Here is an 18926-nt window from a genome sequence, read left to right as displayed (position 1 = left end):
ACTGGGGCTAAAAATGAAAAAATTCAGGTTTGAGCAGATTTTAAAGATTAAACAGCAGTTAGAGGAGATAAAGAAGAGCGAACTTGCGCACCAGAATGAGATTTTAAAAGGGTATATAGAAAAAAAGCTTGAGTTTGAGGAGAGGTTAAATGAGGCAAAGGAAGAGCTAAAAGGCCTTTACATGGGTGTTTTTTTCCCAAACGAGGTGAGATCCTACTCTCAGTTCATGGGAAATCTAAAGAAGAGGATAGATATTCAAAATCAGCTTATATATTATCAGCAAGCGAAGGTTGAAGAGAAGAAGAGGGAACTTATACATAGCATGATAGAAAAGAAAAAGTATGAGAAGCTAAAAGAAAAGCATCTTATAAATCTTGTCAATGAGCTGAAACAGCTTGAAAACAAGGAACTGGATGGAATTATTTCATACAAAATCTACAAGAGCTTGGGTGATAATAGTGGCAGATAAAGTAAATGTTCAAGAGGTAAAGGCTGAAAAAAAGCAAGAAATTAAAAAAAAGAAAAGAGGAAAACGTTTTTTAATAATTATATTAGTTTTGTTGCTATTAGGTGGAGCTTCTTTTGCAACTGTGTACTTTAACCTATTTGGGGCAAAGACAGCTATTGATACTTTGCTCAAAAAAACACCTTTTGGTAAAAAAGCTGACCAAGCCCAAACAGTAGATTTAGAAAAAATCTACGAACAGCAGATAGCTGGGCTTGAAAAACAGAACAAGGATTTACAGAACAAGCTAAACCAGCTTCAAAAAGAGAATTCGAATTTGCAAAAGCAGATACAGGACCTAACAACAAGGCTAAATGACATGGTGGCAAAACAAACAGATACTTCAAATAAGGCCAAAGATTTTTCAAGTTATCTGCAAAACATGGACTCAAGAAAGGCTGCAAAAATATTGGAAAATCTTTTAGACACCAATGTTGAGGTAGCAGCCTTGGTTTTACAAAATATTCCTTCGGAAACTGCCTCTGAGATACTATCAAATATTCCGTCTGAAAAGACGATAAAATTATTAGGGATTTCAAATTCCTCAAGCTCTTCAGCAACTCAAGATATTTCGAGCCTTGTTGATATTTACAAGAACATTGATTCAAAGATTGCAGCCTCTATTTTTGAAAATATGATGAACGACAAGGCAAAATACCGGCTTGTATTGAATATTCTAAAACGCCTTGACACAAAAACCTCTTCACAGATAATTAGTAATATGAAGCCGGAAAATGCTGCAAAGGTGACAGCCGACCTTTCAGCATTGAAATAAAAATCTAAAATTAGTTTTTATCGAACGAAAGGGGGGAGAAGAAAGGTTGGATACGGCTTTGATGAAGCTAAATAATCTGTTTTTTGAAGCTCCAAGTAACAAGGTTGCAAAAACTGAACAAAGTTTACAAAACAATAGCTCATTGTCTTTTAGAAAAATTTTCAATAGTGTAACAAAAAAGACTGATAAGGTAAAAGACGATAATCAAAAAACTGAAGAAAACAGTGACGGTGAGAAATTTGTTGCGATGTCAAATTTTAGGTTGCCCAGAGTAATAGTTCATGGTGATAAGAAAAGTGAAAACGTTCAAAACCAAGATGGATTTGAAACTTTGCAAGATGCTCAAAAAATAGACTCAGAAGGAGATGGGCAGCTTTCTAGTATAATACTCAATCTAATCTTGGGCTTATTACAAAATATACCAGACCAACAAAGTAAGTTGTTGCAAGAGACTATAGGTAGCATCAATCACAAGGATTTACCCTCTGTTGAAGACATAAAAAAGGCTTTAAATCTTTTAGAAGCTTTAAATTCAGAAGTGGTAGGTCAGGATAAAGTTTTAAATGAGCTTTTTAATCTTACTAATCGAATAAGTAAGGATAATAATAATCCTGAAAATGTTGCTATTGAAGATCTTTTTGCACATTTGATTTTTCAAAGCAATAATACTCTAACTTTGTCACTTGAAGGTGCTGACAATCTGGGTGACAAAGTTGGAGCGAAGAATGGTGTTTTTGAGACTTTGAAAAGCATCTTTCAGAAAATTGATGAAAAAACAAATACTTTTGACCATTTTGTCGTGGCAAGTGGGAATTCAGCCTCTGACTTTATTAAAGATGTAATACAGTTTCTTTCTAAAGGTATCAAAAGTTCTAAGCAGTTTATAAACGCAACTGAAGATTCAGTTAATCTAAAGGATGTACTTTTAAAATCTGAAGAAGTGCTTAAAAATCTTGTATCTAAAGGTGCAGACAATAGTGAAAGCCTGCAGAGGATATTGTTAAATAATATCTACACAGACTCAGACATCCAAAGCAACGGAAAAGTTGGGCTGCAGATAGACAACAAACTTGAAAATAAAGACCGAGGCCAAGATGTTAACCAGTTATTTTACAGAGCTTCTTTCCAGCATAACAATAATGTCATTTCTACTATAGATGTAAGGAACAATAACAATGCTGTAAAGGCTTTGAAGTTTTCCATAATTGAGCAGATGGCTGAAAAGATTTCGTTTATCCACAAGCAAAACCTGACAACTTTGACAGTAGCTATAAAGCCAGAGTGGCTTGGCAATGTTGTAATTGAGTTAAATAAGGATTTGCATGGTAATATTACAGGAAATATTTTTGTAAGCTCACCACATGTTAAAGAGATTGTGGAGAGTTCACTTGGGAATCTTCTTACAATCTTAAAAGACCAGGGAATAAATATTTCGCAGCTGAATGTAAGCCTTGGCAACAGTAGTGGCAATCAACAATTCCAAAATCAGCAAAGATTTTCGCAAAAACAGTATTCGTTTGTTCACACAGATGATGCTGTAGATACTATAGAAAGTTTGGTATATGAGATTAGTGAAAATGTGTTAAACTTAAGAGCATGAGGTGAAAATAAGTATGGCAGATACAAGTATTAATAATTTAACAGGGGTTTTGTCACAAAGCTCAAGAATATCTTCTTCTCAGTCTTCATCAAACAATACACTTGGCAAACAGGAGTTTTTAAACCTTTTGGTGACACAGCTAAGATACCAAGACCCGTTAAAACCAATGGAAGATAAAGAATTTGTTGCCCAGCTTGCCCAGTTTTCTGCACTTGAACAGATGCAAAATCTAAATGAGTCGTTTGAACTTATAAAAGCTCAGAATATGATAGGAAGGTATGTTGTTGCTACAAACCCCTCTGATACTTCAAAAGCAGTAGAAGGAAGGGTTGACAGTATCAGAGTAGATGGGAGCAAGATATATCTTAAAGTAAATGGAGTTGAGGTAACTACAGAAAATATCAAGCAGATTTATCACACATATGCTGAAGAGGTTTTGTCAGATATAATGACCAAGGTTCCAACAAAAGATGATCTTCTGAACATCTTAAACTCCTTACAAAAAGGAGAAGGCTCAAAATGACAATAAATAGGATTGGGAATATAAATTCCAATGGATTAAACAATACAAAGATTGAAAGAAAAGAAAATGCTCAAGGTTTCACTGACTTGCTTTCTCAAAGTCTTAAAATCTCCAAGCATGCAAACGAGAGACTTCAAACGCAGAATATCAATATTGATTCAAGTACTTTAACAAAGCTTGAGGAAGCTATTAAAAAGGCTGAACAAAAAGGGCTAAAGAACGATGTATTAGTTCTAAATGGTGATGTTGCATACATTGTGAATATTAAAAACAGAGTAGTTGTAACTGTAAAAGATGTAAATAGCCTAAAAGATAATATCTTTACAAACATAGATGGGGTTTTGATGATATAAACAAAGGTGCAAGGGGGATGGACCCACAAGATGGGAGGTCCCCCGAAAGAAGACCTTTCTGACTGACAGAGGAAAGGTCAGAAGTATAAAAGATTTTAATTTCAAGACAAAAGGGGGAATTTTACTAAGATGATGAGGTCGATGTTTTCGTCAATATCTTCTCTTCGTGCGCACCAGACTAGAATGGATGTTATTGGTGATAATATTGCCAATGTCAATACAGTAGGTTTTAAATCAAGCAGGGTGACATTTGCATCTGTTTTTGCATCTGTCATAAAAGCGGCTTCTGCACCTGATACAACCTCTGGGAGGGGCGGTTCAAACCCTATGCAAATAGGGCTTGGTGTTTCTGTTGCCTCTGTTGATATGAATATGACAAGAGGAAGCCTACAGAGAACAGATAATCCGACAGATTTGGCAATCGAAGGAGATGGATTTTTTGTGGTTGGTGGTGATGGGAGGGCACCACGTTTTACAAGAGCAGGAAACTTTAGTTTGGATAAAATGGGGAATTTAGTTACAGCAAATGGGCTGAATGTACTTGGGTGGATGTATGACCCTGTTAATAATCAGATTGATACAACAAAAAGTCCTTCAAAGATAAACATATTAGCTTATCCTACTTTGCCCCCAAAAGCAACTGACAAGATTAGTTTTGATGGTAATTTGAGTGCTGACACAAAAGCCTATAATGGGACAATTGATAAATATGAAGACTTGCTCAATGTTCCAGCCGAGAGTAAATATTCGATGAGCTTTAAAGTTTATGATTCTCAAGGGAAAGAGCATACTCTTCAACTGACATTTGTCAAAAAGGATAACAATCAATGGGAATGGTTTGTTGATGCACCACGTGAAAAGAAGAATATTGGCACTGCCCAAGCCCCCCAAGAGGTATATGTTTACGTTGACGATATGATAGATGCAAACAACAATTATGATGCCTTTATAGCAAGAGGGACTATAACATTTGGTCAAGCAGGAAAGGTATTTGACGATGAGAATACTCCTAATGTTGAGGGAATACAAATTACAGGCGGGAGAGTATACGATAGTGCAAATGGAACATTTACAATTAACTTTGTTGGAAATGCAGTTAACCCGATTACATTCAAAGTGAATAGCTCACAATTTGATGTAAATGATAATACAAACATAGCATTCTTCTTAAAAAATCTCACACAATTTGGTAATATGGACAGTTCAATCAGAGTTGCTCAGATGACAGGATATTCGGCAGGAAGCTTGCAAGGTTTTAATATTGATGCAACAGGCAAGATAACAGGAATTTATTCAAACGGTTTAAATCAGCTAATTGGTCAAATTGCAATTGCCACGTTTGCAAATCCTGCAGGGCTTCAGAGGATAGGTGATAATCTTTATATAAACACTGTAAACTCAGGGGACCCTGAGATAGGGACGCCTGGTTCAGGTTCACGTGGAACAATTTCACAGGGTACCTTAGAGATGTCAAATGTTGATTTGGCAAAAGAGTTTACTGACATGATTGTCACACAAAGAGGCTATCAGGCAAATGCGAGAGTAATCACTGCTTCTGATGAGCTGTTGCAGGATTTGGTCAATATTAAGAGGTAAAAGAATAGGTAACCAGTAAGGGAAGGAGAAAAGGTAAGCAACCAAAAAAACCTTCTTCTCCTTCCCTTTCAAAGAAGAATATGTATCTTTTTCATTTCAATATCTTCAAGAGGTTGATTATATATGATAAAATTGAGAAGGATAAACAACAAAGAGTTTGTGGTAAATGCCGATTTTATAGAGTTTGTGGAATCTACACCGGACACTGTTATAACTCTCACTAATGGAGTGAAGCTTGTTGTGAAAGAGTCTGTAGATGAGGTAATTGAAAAGGTTATTGAATATAAAAAGAAGATTTTTGAGGGCGTTATATTCAATATACAACCTATGCAAAAGGAGTATGAAGAATGAAAGGCGAAAAGTTAAACTCTATAATTCTAATCTTGCTTGTTGTTCTACTTCTCATGATGATTGGAATGGGTATTGGTTTTTTGAGTGTTATGAAAAACTTATCACCAACATCAACCACAGGAAAGGCTGCAGCTACAGTTGAGAAGAAACCTGAGAAAACGTATACATATGATGTCAATGATGGAAAGGCAATAATGAGCAATCTCCAAGACACTCAAAACAATGCAGGAAGAATAATTAGAGTCACTGTTCAGATTGAGGTTACCGACAAAAAGCTTTCTGAAGAGATGAAGAATAAAAACATTGTTATTGCAGACATAATTGACAGTGTTTTAAGGAGTAAGACAGCTGATGAGCTATTAAAACCTGAGGGAAAAGATAAGGTCAGGAAAGAGATAAAGGATAGGTTAAATGAGATATTTGATAACAAAGTATATAATGTTAACTTCGGTGAGTTTATTATCCAGTAAGAAAAAGGTGGTGTAGTTACTCAAAATGGGTGATATACTTTCACAAAGTGAAATAGATGAACTTTTGCGTTCACTTACCACTGGTGAGCTTTCGCTTGAAGAGATACAAAAACCAAAACAAGAGAGAAATATCAGGGTATACGATTTTAAAAGACCCAGCAAGTTTGCAAAAGACCATTTGCGAACACTTCAGATAATCTTTGAGAATTATTCAAGAATAGTCACCACCTTTTTATCTGGATACTTAAGAACAGTTGTCCAGATGGATGTAATTTCTGTTGAGCAGCTGACTTATTACGAGTTTAGCAATTCGCTTTCCAACCCGGTTGTGATGGGGATTGTCAACTTTGCACCACTTAAAGGTAGCATTGTATTTGAAATGTCTCCAGAAATAGCATTTGCAATGATAGATAGAGTGCTTGGCGGATTTGGAAAAGGTATTGACAAGATAAGAACGTTTACAGAGATTGAACTTGCTCTGATTGAAAGACTTTTGCAGCAGCTTATAAACTATTTCCAGGAAGCATGGGAGAATATCGTAGATTTGCACCCAAGACTTGAAAAAATTGAAACAAATCCTCAGTTTACACAAATTGTCTCACCAAATGAAACTGTTGCGCTTGTGACAATTGATATGAAGGTTGGAGAGGTAGAGGGAATGGTGAATATCTGTCTTCCACACATGGTGATAGAGCCTATTATGCCAAGGCTAAGCACAAAATACTGGTTTTCAACATCTGCAAAGGAGACATCAGAAGAGACAAAAGAGTACTTGCAAAGAAAGATTGAAAAAACAAAGGTTACAATCAGAGCAATTTTGGGAAGGACAAAGATTACAGTGAGAGAATTTTTAGAGCTTCAAATAGGTGATGTAATTAGGCTCGATAGAAGAAAAAATCAGGAGATTGAGGTATTTGTTGGAGATAAATTAAAATTCTATGGTGTGCCTGGTCGCAAAGAAGGAAGAGTTGCAATCAAAGTCACAAGGGTAGAAAAGGAGGATGAAAGCAGATGAGCGATTTGCTATCGCAAGATGAAATAGACGCTCTTTTGCGGGGAATGAGCGAATCATCATTGCATGAGGCTATTTCTGACCAGGACAAAGATGTGCTGGGTGAGATAGGAAACATTTCAATGGGCACGGCTGCTACTACTTTGAGTATTCTTTTAAATCAAAAGGTGAGTATAACAACACCTATAGTTAGTGTTTTGAAATGGGATGAGCTTCCTAAAGAATTTCCTGTACCGTATGTTGCTATAAAGGTTGTGTACAAAGAAGGACTTGATGGGGTTAACCTGCTTGTTTTAAAGAAGGAAGATGTTGAGATAATAGCTGACCTTATGATGGGAGGCAGTGGGAGTATTGAATTTTCAGAGGAGCTTTCTGAGCTTCAACTTTCTGCAATACAAGAAGCAATGAACCAGATGGTAGGTTCTGCCTCAACATCGCTTTCCTCCATGTTGAATCTAAAGATTGATATAAGTCCACCAGAGGCGTTTGTAATAGACTTTGCAAAGAACGCTGAGGAGATGATTCCTGAGCTAAAAAGTGCTGATGAAATAGTCAAAGTTGCATTTAGAATGACAATTGGAGATTTGATTGACAGTCAGATAATGCAGTTAATTCCTGTTGACTTTGCAAAGCAGCTTGTAAATGCAATGTTAAATAGCACACTTAGCACATCTTCTGTGCAGGAGAAGAGTGAACCAAAAACATCTACGCAAGAATCTACAAAGACCATTGAGAAAACTGTAAAAAGTGAGCAGTCTAAAAAACAGCAAACAGGGGCTTCTTTACAAAGTTTTCAGCCCAAAAAAGAGGAGAAAAGCGAAAGAGTATACAATGTGTCACCTGTTCAATTTGAGAGCTTTGATGAAGAAGAGGAGAGAAGATACCCAGAGAATATTGAACTAATTTTAGATGTTCCGCTTGAGATTACTGTGGAGCTTGGTAGAACACAAAAGCTTGTAAGGGAGATTTTGGAGTTTTCAACAGGGTCCATTATTGAGCTTGATAAACTTGCTGGCGAGCCAGTTGATATTCTTGTAAATGGTAAGGTGATTGCTAAAGGTGAAGTTGTTGTCATTGATGAGAGTTTTGGTGTTCGCATAACTGATATTGTCAACCCGTCAAATAGATTATAAAATATAAGTAAGCCTTTTTTTCAAAAACCAAACTTTACATTAAAGAACATTAGAAAAGGAGAGAGATTCATGTCGAAAAGGATTTTGATAGTTGATGATGCAGCATTTATGAGAATGATGCTCAAAGACATTATAACAAAGAATGGATATGAAGTAGCAGGCGAAGCTGAGAACGGACTTAAGGCTGTTGAATTGTACAAAGAACTTAAACCAGATTTAGTGATGATGGATATTACAATGCCAGAAATGGACGGGATACAAGCAGTAAGGGAGATAAAAAAGATTGACCCACAGGCAAAGATTATAATGTGCTCTGCTATGGGTCAGCAAGCAATGGTTATAGAATCTATTCAAGCGGGTGCGCGTGACTTTATTGTAAAACCCTTCCAGGCAGAAAGAATTGTTGAGGCTATCAAGAAGGTGCTAGGCTAATGTACCGGTTTTTTACTTTAAGGTATTGAAGGAGAAAAATTAGTAATGGAACTGGTTTTGAGAATAATTGTTTCTTTGTTTGCAATTAGTGTATTGATATATCTTACTTACTTTGTTCTGAAGATTTTTAGCAAAAAGACACTATTTAAGAAAGGGGAGTTTATAAGAATAGTTGATGTACTTCCCCTTTCTTCTGATAGTATGCTTATATTAATAAAAGTTGGGCAAAAGTACATACTTCTTGGTAAGACCCAAAAGAGCATCACATTTTTGAAAGAGTTAGAAAAGTCAGAATTTCCCGAGGCAGAAGAAATTTCTGAGGAAGCAAGTTTTAAAAAAGTCTTTAATTCGAAATTTGAGTCTTCGTTTGGACTAAAAGACAAAGTTTTAAGTCTTTACAATGTAATAAAAGACAAGGGCGATGAAGATAAAAGATGAAAAAGAGGTTTCTTTATATTTTATCGACAGGTTTGATTATTTTGATAATAACTTTTTTCAAAAAAGAGATAGCACTTGCCTCAGCAAGTTTTAGTCTCAATTTAGGCGATATGAACAATCCAAGAGATGTGTCTTCAGCCATACAACTTATAATATTCCTCACAATACTCTCTTTAGCACCTTCAATTCTCATTATGATGACGTCGTTTACCAGGATATTGATTGTGCTGGGGTTTGTAAGAAATGCGTTAGGGACTCAGCAAATGCCTCCAAACCAGATTTTAATTGGTCTTGCACTATTTTTGACATTCTTTATAATGGCACCTGTAGGAGAGAGGATTTATACACAGAGTTATCTGCCATACATAAAAGGTCAGATTACGTCCCAAGAAGCGCTAAAAAGAGCAGAGGCACCAATTAAAGAGTTCATGCTCAAAAATACGCGAAAAAAAGATTTAGATCTTTTTATAAAGCTCAGCAATACAAATCCAACTACAAACGTTAGGAATTTACCTTTAAGAGTTGTAATTCCGGCCTTTATTATAAGTGAGCTCAAAAGTGCATTTGAAATGGGGTTTATAATTTATGTGCCATTTTTGATTATTGACATGGTTGTTGCAAGTATTTTGATGTCTATGGGAATGCTCATGATTCCTCCTGTTATGATTTCTCTGCCGTTCAAGATTTTGCTTTTTATACTCGTTGATGGTTGGGGACTTGTTGTTGAGTCACTTATTAAAAGTTTCAAATAAGAAAAAAGGTGTTGAAAACTGCCATGGATATAGCGGTTGCTTTGGAGATTGCAAGGCAGGCTATTTTGACGGCATTTTACATTGCGGGACCAATTTTGATTGTGTCTATGATTGTTGGAATTGTTATATCAATTCTGCAGGCAACAACACAGATTAATGAGCAGACTCTTACTTTTGTTCCAAAACTTATTGCAATTGCTGTTTCGCTTTTAATATTCGGTCACTGGATGCTTACAAAGGCAGTAGAGTTCACAAAATATCTTTTGACCAATATAAACCAGTTTGTAAAGTAAAAGGGAAGAAAAATGGAAGGAATTTTTGGCTATTTTTTAAATGGTTCATACATATTTTTTTTAGTATTAGCAAGGATGAGTGGAATTTTCATTGCATCGCCTATATTTGGTAGGAGAAACATTCCTGCATATTTTAAGATAGGTTTAGCATTTTTCTTAAGCATTATTGTAGTGCTTCTGTACCATTTTGAATATACTGTACCCCAAAACCTTTTAGAATTTATTTTTGTGGTAACAAAGGAGTTTATTGTAGGGATTATAATAGGTTTTATATCGTATATGATATTTTCTACAATCCTTCTTGCAGGTCAGATTATTGACAATGCAATAGGTTTTGGTATAGCAAATGTAATTGATCCAATGAGTGAGATTCAGGTGCCTCTTTTAGGGAATTTTCTGTATTTGTACATGCTTGTGATATTCTTTGCAACAGATGCTCACCACACGTTGATAAGGGCAGTTGTATATAGTTATAAAGTAGTGCCATTAGGATATTCAAATATTTTACCTAAACTATCACAAAAGTTTATAACATTTTTCATAGAGCTTTTTGTAATTGGGATAGAGATAAGCTTGCCAATTTTGATGAGTATGCTAATAGTTGACATAATACTTGGAATATTGTCGAGAGCAGTGCCTCAGATGAATGTATTTATGGTGGGGATACCTATTAAAATTGCAATTGGGTTTGTAGTACTTGTTATAGTCCTTCCTATTATGAACAAGATGATATTTGTCTTGCTTGATAAACTGAGTTATTATACCTTTGATGCCTTGAGAGGGGGCTTTAAGTGAGGTTAGTATTTAATATTCAGCTGTTTGCAGACACTGCTACCAAGACAGAAAAGGCAACTCCTCGTAAAAGACAAGAAGCAAGAAAGCGTGGAATGGTAGCAAAGAGCAGAGAAGTTACCTCTGCTTTTGCTTTACTTATAAGTGTACTTTTTTTGAAATTTGGATATTCTCTATTTGTCCATCCTTTGCAGAGCTATGGCAAATACTTTTTTGGCAATTTGAATTATAATATTGAAGACATAGCTGATGCAAGTAGACTATTTTCAGCAATAATTACCATTACATTGAAATTGATTCTTCCTTTTTGTATTGTCATAATGTTTATGACAGCTTTGGTTGAGTGGGCCCAAAGTGGATTTTTAATTACGTCTGAGTCTTTGAAAGTAAGCTTTCAAAAGATAAATCCAATTGAGGGGTTTAAAAGGATATTTTCAATTAACTCAGTGGTTGAGCTAATAAAGTCAATCCTTAAGATACTCATAATAGGCTACACAGGTTATTTATGCACAAAGACATTTGCAGGAAAACTACTTGAAATGTATGATATGAGCTTAATTTCAATAGTGAAGTTTTCTTTTGATTCAACAATAAATCTCATCTTGTGGATGTCGATTATGTTCTTTGGTATTGCAGTTATTGATTTCATTTTCCAAAGACAGCAATATGAGAAAAAACTCATGATGACTAAGGAAGAGGTCAAGGAAGAGTTTAAGCAAACTGAGGGAAATCCCCAGATAAAGTCAAGAATAAGGGAGAGACAAAGGAGAATTTCTCTTCAGAGGATGTTCCAGCAGCTTCCCAAAGCAGATGTTGTTATAACAAATCCTTCACACTATGCAGTAGCACTCTTGTATGAACCAGAAAAGTTTGATGCACCACGGGTTATTGCAAAAGGTAAGGATTACATAGCCCAAAAGATTAAAGAGGAGGCTAAAAAGTACAAGATTGAGATAGTGGAAAACAAAGAACTTGCACAAAGCCTTTATAATATGTGTGAAGTTGGTGATTTTATTCCGCCTGAGCTTTATCAGGCGGTGGCAGAAGTATTAGCATATGTTTACAGTTTAAAGAACTATCAGAAGGTGAATATGAGATGAATTTTAAAGGTGCTACACTTTCCATATTTGCAATAGTAATAATCTTAGCTATGATACTTCCTATTCCTCCAAGTATGCTGGATGTGCTCATAGCTGTGAACCTTGCACTTGCACTTGTTATTTTCCTGAACAGCATAAACATAAAAGAAGCGTTAGATTTTTCTGTATTTCCTTCCCTTCTATTGTTCACAACACTACTGAGACTTTCTCTAAATATCTCGACAACACGACAAATTCTTACGGGGCAAGGTGAAAATGTAAGAATTGTCTATACCTTCGGAAACTTTGTCATTGGTGGTAACATTGTAGTTGGTGTTATTATATTTTTCATAATTATCATTATCCAATTCATTGTAATAACCAGAGGAGCTGAAAGAGTTTCAGAGGTTGCAGCAAGGTTTACACTTGATGCGATGCCAGGAAAACAGATGGCAGTTGATGCTGATTTGAATGCAGGAATTATAACTGAGGAAGAAGCAAAAATTCGAAGAAGTAAAATACAAAAAGAAGCTGATTTTTATGGAGCGATGGACGGTGCAAGCAAGTTTGTCAAAGGTGATGCGATTGCTGCCATTTTGATTACATTTATAAACGCACTTGGTGGGCTTATAATTGGTGTTGCAATGAGAGGAGAGGATGTCACAGAAGCTATACAAAAGTACCTTCTACTTTCTGTCGGCGATGGAATTGCTGCTCAAATACCGGCCCTTTTAATATCAACTGCAACAGGTATTGTGGTTACAAAGGCAGCTGATGAGAGCAAGCTTTCTGATAATTTGATCCGTCAGCTTTTTGAGTATCATCCAAGAGTGCTTTACACAGTTGGAATTATTTTGGCAGTCTTGGCACTTATTCCTACTATGCCAAAGCTCTCTTTGTTTGTTTTATCTGGCACAATGATATCAATGGGGGTTAGAATGAATTCCAGTTTGAAAAAGGTGGAGACAATAGAAGAAGAAAAGAGTGAACAAAAAGAAGTTGAAGAGTTAAGAAAACCTGAAAATGTGATGAACCTTTTATATGTTGACCCTATTGAGGTTGAGTTTGGGTATGGTATAATTCCTCTTGCAGACAAAGAACAAGGTGGAGACCTTTTAGAGCGTGTTGTGATGATAAGAAGACAGCTTGCACTTGAGCTTGGAATAATTGTTCCGACGATTAGACTCAGAGATAATATTTCACTAAAGCCATATGAGTACAGAATAAACATCAAAGGTGTTGAGGTTGCAAGGGCAGAGCTTATGAGCGATAGTCTTCTTGCTATAAACCCAGGATTTGTAACAGAAGAAATTCAGGGTATTCCCACAAAAGAGCCTGCGTTTGGATTAGATAGTATTTGGATACCTTCTTCTATGAAGGAAAAGGCTGAGATGGCAGGGTATACAGTTGTTGACCTTCCGTCTGTCATAGCAACCCATCTTACAGAAATATTAAGACGCCATGCTCATGAACTTTTGACAAGGCAGGATGTGCAAAAACTCATTGACAATGTCAAAGAGACAAACCCGGTGCTTGTAGATGAACTAATTCCAAAACTGATGACAGTAGGTGAGGTACAAAAAGTTTTAGCAAATCTTTTGAAAGAGCGGATTAGCATAAGGGACATGGTGACAATTTTAGAGACGCTCGCTGACTATGCTCCAACTACAAAGGATGTAGACATCCTGACAGAATATGTCAGACAGGCAATGGCAAGGTATATCACAAAAAAATATGTCTCAGGTAATACATTAGAAGCTGTGGCACTTTCTCCTGAGGTAGAAGAGGCTATTATGAATTCTATTCAGAAAACCGAGCAAGGAAGTTTTATAAATCTTGCGCCAGATTATATTCAAAGGCTTATTAACAATCTTAGCAATATACTTGAAAAGCTTTTGGGCACATCGTCACAGCCCATTGTAGTTTGTTCCCCAATAGTAAGGATTTATTTTAGAAGGCTCATTGAGAATATCTTTCCAGATGTTATTGTGCTTTCATATAACGAGATTTTACCGAATGTGCAAATAAAAACTGTTGGGATGGTGGAAGTCTAAAGATGAAGATAAAAAGGTATTTGGCCCATGATATGCAGGAAGCTCTAATTAGGATAAAGGCAGATTTGGGCAAGGATGCTGTGATTCTTTCTACCAAAAAGGTTAGGCAAAAGGGGCTATTTGGCTTTTTTAAAAAACCACTTATAGAAGTGACAGCTGCGTGCGAAGAGGAAAAGGTTATAAGAAGAGAAGAAGAGATGCCAAAGCCTGAGAATTTGACTTTGAGTCTTCAACTTAGTCAAATTAAAGAGCTTGAAAAGAAGATAGACTCTTTAGAAAAGACCATAAAAGAGGTGATAAAGGATACAAATATAATACCTGAAGTGAAAGAGGTCTCTAAAAAGAACTTTTTAGATGTCATGCGTGAAAACCTGAAGAAAAACGGCGTAGAAGAGGAGATTGTAGAAGGACTTTTGGCAAAAGTCAACTGGGACGGGTCTATAAACAATATGGTAAATAATATGTACAAAGAGATAAAAAACATCCTTGGTACACCAGTTACTTTAAGTCTTGACTCGAAGCAGCCTCAGGTTGTGTTCTTTGTGGGGCCAACTGGTGTTGGCAAGACAACCACAATTGCCAAAATTGCTGCAAAGCTAATGTTTGAAGAAGGCAAAAAAGTGGGTTTTATCACGGCCGACACATATAGAATTGCTGCTGTTGAGCAACTAAAGACATATGCTGAGATTATGAACATAAAGACAAAGGTGTGGTACGAGGTAGATGAATATGACCAGATTATAAAGAGTTTTGACGACTCTGACGTGGTACTTGTAGACACAGCAGGAAGGAGTCATAAAAACCAAGAGCATATGGATGAGCTCAGGGCATTTGTAGAAAAAGCGAGTCCTGATGAGGTATTTTTGCTTTTAAGTGCTACTACTCAACCGAGTGTATTTAAAGAAATTGTAAATACTTATTCGTTTATTGACAATTACAAGGTTATAATAACCAAAGTTGATGAAGTGTCAACTTATGGAAATATTTTAAATATTAAGCATTACACACAAAAACCAATTGCCTATGTCACAACTGGGCAAAATGTTCCAGATGACATACAACAGTTCAATCCAGAGCATTTTGCAAAACTCATAATAGGGAGTAAGGTTTTATGAGAGACCAGGCTCAAGGTTTGAGGAATCTTGTCAAAAAGTCAAATATTTTTGACAGACAGAGCGAAAAGTTTAATGACATTACTTCAAAAGTTATCACAATTACAAGTGGAAAGGGTGGAGTTGGAAAGACAAACCTGACTGTAAATTTAGCTATTGCACTCAAGAAACTGGGCATTAATGTATTAATAATAGATGCTGATTTGGGACTTTCAAATGTTGAGGTACTTCTTGGTACATCGCCAAAGTACACTGTAAAGGATGTATTAGAAGGCAAAAAAGAGATAATGTCAATAGTTGAAGAAGGACCGTTTGGAGTAAAGTTCATCTCTGGTGGCTCTGGTATGGTTGACCTTGCAAACTTGGATGAGGAGAGACTTTTTAGACTTATAGAGAGTGCAGAAACTATTAATAAGTACTTTGATATTGTGCTGATTGACACTGGTGCTGGTATATCCAAAAATGTAATGGAATTTGTAATGATGTCAGATGAGGTAATTGTAATCACAACGCCTGAACCAACCTCAATCACTGATGCATATGCAATAATCAAGGCTATAATTACAAGAAATTTTGATCATAAGATAAACATTTTAGTGAACAGGGTACAAAATAACAAAGAAGCTGACGAAATTTTTTACAGACTAAGTGGAGTTATAAAAAGGTTTTTGCAAAGAGAAGTAGAATATATAGGTTATATAGAGGAAAATGGAATTGTCTCAAAATCTGTTATCAAACAGGTGCCGTTTATGATATCATATGAAAAGAGTAGTGTTTCAAAACAGGTTGAAGACATTGCAAAAAAGCTTGTCCAAAATAAAGATGTCTCAGAAAAAGATATGCCAAAAGGTTTTGCAAGGTTCATAGAAAGTATCATCAAAAAGTTTAAAGAGCAATAAAAGAGGGGGCTTTTTATGCGCAAAATTTTTAAGGTAGGAGATAAGATTGAGATTGTTAGAATAGACAGGCGTACATGGGAAGAAAAGGGTGTGCAGTATGTTTCCAAAATTGCCGATATAAAAGATGAGTATTTTTATGTATTTACACCCATAAGAGAAGGTGTATATGTAACTTTCTTCATTGAGGAAATTGTGAGAATATATAAAGTAATGCCAGACGGTGTGTGGGTATTTGACGCAGTAGTTGAAGATAGATTCAAAGAGCCAGAGTATATGATAAAAGTTAGGCAGATATCTGACATTCGCAAAATTCAAAGACGTATGTTTTTCAGACTTCCTATAAATTTAGATATATTTGTAAAATTGTTAAGCCATCAAGAAGACGAGGTAAATGGAAATCCCCAAAATGGTTTTTCAGAGGGAAAAATAGTAAAGGCATTGACAAAGGACATCAGTGGTGGAGGTGTTTGTTTTTTAACTCAAGAAGAGTTTAATATACATGACATTATACTGACGAAAATTCCTATTGAAGGTGAAGAGCTTGTACTTAAGGCCCAAATTTTAAGGAAAGAAAGAGTAGACTATCATATTTATAGATTTATGTATGGTTCTAAATTCATAGAGGCCAAACAAAATGAGATAGACAAAATTGTCCGGTTTATATTCAAAGAGCAACAAAAAATGAGACAAAAAGGGCTTTTGTAAATAAGCCTTATTGCTAAAGAAGGAGTGATGAAGGTTATGGATATGTCTCAATACTTAGGTATGTTCATAGAAGAAGCAAAAGACCATATTCAGAGCTTGAATGACAACATGTTAAAGTTAGAAGAAAACCCTGAAGATTTGCAGCTTATTAATGAGATTTTCAGGTCTGCACATACCTTAAAAGGCATGGCTGGCACAATGGGCTTTGTGAATATGCAAAAGCTCACACATGCTATGGAAAATGTTTTGGCTGCTGCACGAGATGGCAAAGTCAGAATAAATAGCAATATAATGGATGTACTTTTCAAAACTGTTGACGCCTTAGAAGAATATTTGGATGTCATTGTGGCAACAGGTACAGAAGGGTCGGAACAGAATCTTCAGCTTGTAAATAGCTTAAATGGCATTTTGGGTAGGCCGCAAGAAGAAATTGTTGTAAGTGCAAAGAAAGCAACTGCCCAGTTAGAGTATGATGAGTTTGTGATAAGAGCAATTGAGAGGGCTTATTCGCAGGGGTTTAATGTTTATAAATTTGATATTGAACTTGATCCAAACTGTCTTTTAAAGTCTGCAAGGGCGTATCTTGTTTTCAAGGCGGTTGAGGAGCTGGGTGAGATAATAAATTCAAAACCACCTGTTCAGGATATTGAAGATGAAAAATTTGATTTTGAGTTTAGTATAACAATTGTTAGCAAAGAGCCTCTTGAGAAAATAAGAGAAAGGATTTTGTCTATTTCAGAGATAAGAGAGGCAAAAGGTATAGAGGTAAAGGTTGGAGATGTCAAGGTAGAGGGAACTCAACAGGAGGTAGGCAGAACTGAAGAGGTTCAAAGTACAGAAGCTGTGAAGGTTGTACGTGAACAAAAACAAGAAGGGCTTCAAAGAACAAGTAAAACTGTTAGAGTTGATATAGAGAGATTGGATGTTTTGATGAACTTAGTAAGCGAGCTTATAATAATCAAGAGCAGAATTGAAGGATTTGCAAAGAAGTACAATGATAGACAATACGAAGAGTCCATTGAGTACTTAGAAAGGATTACAACAAGCCTTCATGATGCTGTAATGAAGGTAAGAATGGTACCTGTTGAGAGGGTATTTTCTAGATTTCCAAGAATGATGAGAGATTTGGCAAGAGAGCTTGGAAAAGAGTTTGAACTTGTAATGTCTGGTGAGGACACAGAGGTTGACAGGACTATTGTGGATGAGCTTGGAGACCCGCTTATACACCTTTTGAGAAATGCAGCAGACCATGGCATAGAAGAACCAGAAGAGAGAGTAAAAAATGGAAAGCCAAGAAGTGGGCTTATAAAGCTTTCTGCTTATCATGATGGTAATAATGTTGTGATTGAGGTTGAAGATGATGGTAAGGGAATTGACATAGAAAAGGTTAAGAAAAAGGCAATTGAAAAAGGACTTTTAAAAGAAGACCAATTAGATTTATCTGAACAAGAAATTATAGATTTTCTATTTCTACCAAGTTTTTCAACGAAAGACAAGGTTACAAACCTGTCAGGAAGAGGTGTAGGTCTTGATGTTGTTAAGACAAAGATTGAACAGCTTGGTGGTATGATTGAGGTAAAAACAGAGAAAGGCAAAGGTACAAAGTTTGTAATAAGATTGCCTTTGACATTAGCAATAATCCAAGCGCTTTTGGTAACTGTTAAAGATGAGATTTATGCAATTCCTATTGCCTCAATAAAAGAGATAATTGATGTTGCAAGAGATGATATTAAAGTTGTCCAAAAGGGCAAAGAGATAATTATGCTCAGAAATCAGGTCATTCCTATAAAATATCTCCACAAGATTGTAGGGCTTGAGGCAGATTTGGACACAAGAAGAAAGTACACAGTTGTTATAGTAAAGCGCGGAGAAAAGTTGACTGGAATCGTGGTGGATAAGCTTTTAGGTCAGCAGGACATAGTTATTAAATCACTTGGGAAATATTTAGAGGGAATTAGGCTTGTTTCTGGTGCAACAATACTTGGGGATGGGTCTGTTGCCATGATACTTGACCCTAACATGCTCAGTGTATAAAAGAAAAATAGAGGTGAG

General features: G+C 35.9%; 21 protein-coding genes. All 21 read left to right on the top strand.

From position 1 onward, the window contains the following. The first annotated feature begins 13 nt into the window (after positions 1–13). On the top strand, positions 14–469 hold the full coding sequence (gene fliJ / locus H964_RS00830) for a flagellar export protein FliJ (RefSeq protein WP_039763813.1): 456 nt from the start codon (positions 14–16) through the stop codon (positions 467–469). Then, the gene (locus H964_RS00825; protein WP_039763811.1) at positions 459–1280 is read left to right on the top strand and encodes a hypothetical protein; all 822 of its coding nucleotides are present in this window, start codon (positions 459–461) and stop codon (positions 1278–1280) included. The genes fliJ and H964_RS00825 overlap by 11 nt, the downstream gene beginning before the upstream one ends. Positions 1281–1326: 46 nt before the next feature. After that, the gene (locus H964_RS00820; protein ID WP_039763809.1) at positions 1327–2880 is read left to right on the top strand and encodes a flagellar hook-length control protein FliK; all 1554 of its coding nucleotides are present in this window, start codon (positions 1327–1329) and stop codon (positions 2878–2880) included. A 13-nt stretch (positions 2881–2893) separates the two neighbouring features. Then, positions 2894–3403 carry a flagellar hook capping FlgD N-terminal domain-containing protein gene (locus H964_RS00815; protein ID WP_039763807.1) on the top strand — a complete coding sequence of 170 codons (510 nt, stop codon included), beginning with the start codon at positions 2894–2896 and terminating at the stop codon, positions 3401–3403. Then, a complete protein-coding gene (locus H964_RS00810) occupies positions 3400–3756 on the top strand; it encodes a TIGR02530 family flagellar biosynthesis protein (protein WP_039763805.1) in 357 nt (118 codons plus the stop codon). The genes H964_RS00815 and H964_RS00810 overlap by 4 nt, the downstream gene beginning before the upstream one ends. Positions 3757–3885: 129 nt before the next feature. Beyond that, positions 3886–5352: a flagellar hook protein FlgE gene (locus H964_RS00805; protein ID WP_039763803.1), complete on the top strand. Its 1467-nt coding sequence runs from the start codon at positions 3886–3888 to the stop codon at positions 5350–5352. A gap of 123 nt (positions 5353–5475) precedes the next feature. Beyond that, positions 5476–5703, top strand: a complete 228-nt coding sequence (locus tag H964_RS00800; RefSeq protein WP_011916805.1) for a flagellar FlbD family protein — start codon at positions 5476–5478, stop codon at positions 5701–5703. Beyond that, positions 5700–6173 (top strand): flagellar basal body-associated FliL family protein, encoded by a 474-nt coding sequence (locus H964_RS00795; protein WP_039763800.1) that lies wholly within the window; start codon positions 5700–5702, stop codon positions 6171–6173. The genes H964_RS00800 and H964_RS00795 overlap by 4 nt, the downstream gene beginning before the upstream one ends. A 25-nt stretch (positions 6174–6198) precedes the next feature. Then, positions 6199–7188: a flagellar motor switch protein FliM gene (fliM, locus tag H964_RS00790; protein WP_039763798.1), complete on the top strand. Its 990-nt coding sequence runs from the start codon at positions 6199–6201 to the stop codon at positions 7186–7188. Beyond that, positions 7185–8318, top strand: a complete 1134-nt coding sequence (gene fliY, locus H964_RS00785; RefSeq protein ID WP_039763796.1) for a flagellar motor switch phosphatase FliY — start codon at positions 7185–7187, stop codon at positions 8316–8318. Before fliM ends, fliY begins: the two co-directional genes overlap by 4 nt. A gap of 69 nt (positions 8319–8387) precedes the next feature. Next, a complete protein-coding gene (locus tag H964_RS00780) occupies positions 8388–8750 on the top strand; it encodes a response regulator (protein WP_011916809.1) in 363 nt (120 codons plus the stop codon). 45 nt (positions 8751–8795) lie between these two features. Beyond that, a complete protein-coding gene (locus H964_RS00775) occupies positions 8796–9188 on the top strand; it encodes a FliO/MopB family protein (RefSeq protein ID WP_039763793.1) in 393 nt (130 codons plus the stop codon). After that, positions 9185–9940 carry a flagellar type III secretion system pore protein FliP gene (fliP, locus tag H964_RS00770; protein WP_039763789.1) on the top strand — a complete coding sequence of 252 codons (756 nt, stop codon included), beginning with the start codon at positions 9185–9187 and terminating at the stop codon, positions 9938–9940. The genes H964_RS00775 and fliP overlap by 4 nt, the downstream gene beginning before the upstream one ends. Positions 9941–9963: 23 nt before the next feature. Beyond that, a complete protein-coding gene (gene fliQ, locus H964_RS00765; protein WP_011916812.1) occupies positions 9964–10233 on the top strand; it encodes a flagellar biosynthesis protein FliQ in 270 nt (89 codons plus the stop codon). 12 nt (positions 10234–10245) lie between these two features. After that, positions 10246–11028, top strand: coding sequence for a flagellar biosynthetic protein FliR (gene fliR, locus H964_RS00760; protein WP_011916813.1), 783 nt, complete (start codon positions 10246–10248; stop codon positions 11026–11028). Continuing rightward, entirely contained in the window at positions 11025–12125 is a 1101-nt protein-coding gene (flhB, locus tag H964_RS00755; protein ID WP_039763786.1) for a flagellar biosynthesis protein FlhB, read from the top strand. Before fliR ends, flhB begins: the two co-directional genes overlap by 4 nt. Continuing rightward, complete coding sequence (flhA, locus tag H964_RS00750) at positions 12122–14158, top strand: flagellar biosynthesis protein FlhA (protein WP_039763784.1); 2037 nt, start codon at positions 12122–12124, stop codon at positions 14156–14158. The genes flhB and flhA overlap by 4 nt, the downstream gene beginning before the upstream one ends. 2 nt (positions 14159–14160) lie before the next feature. After that, a complete protein-coding gene (gene flhF, locus H964_RS00745; protein WP_011916815.1) occupies positions 14161–15273 on the top strand; it encodes a flagellar biosynthesis protein FlhF in 1113 nt (370 codons plus the stop codon). Then, positions 15270–16169, top strand: coding sequence for a MinD/ParA family protein (locus H964_RS00740; RefSeq protein ID WP_039763781.1), 900 nt, complete (start codon positions 15270–15272; stop codon positions 16167–16169). Before flhF ends, H964_RS00740 begins: the two co-directional genes overlap by 4 nt. A gap of 15 nt (positions 16170–16184) precedes the next feature. Beyond that, positions 16185–16874, top strand: a complete 690-nt coding sequence (locus tag H964_RS00735) for a flagellar brake protein (RefSeq protein ID WP_039763779.1) — start codon at positions 16185–16187, stop codon at positions 16872–16874. 36 nt (positions 16875–16910) lie between these two features. Then, positions 16911–18908 (top strand): chemotaxis protein CheA, encoded by a 1998-nt coding sequence (locus H964_RS00730; protein ID WP_039763777.1) that lies wholly within the window; start codon positions 16911–16913, stop codon positions 18906–18908. The last annotated feature ends 18 nt before the right edge of the window (positions 18909–18926 follow it).

It is taken from the genome of Caldicellulosiruptor sp. F32 (genome assembly GCF_000404025.1).
Classification (GTDB): Bacteria; Bacillota; Thermoanaerobacteria; order Caldicellulosiruptorales; family Caldicellulosiruptoraceae; genus Caldicellulosiruptor; species Caldicellulosiruptor saccharolyticus.
This window is presented reverse-complemented; position numbering and strand designations above follow the sequence as displayed.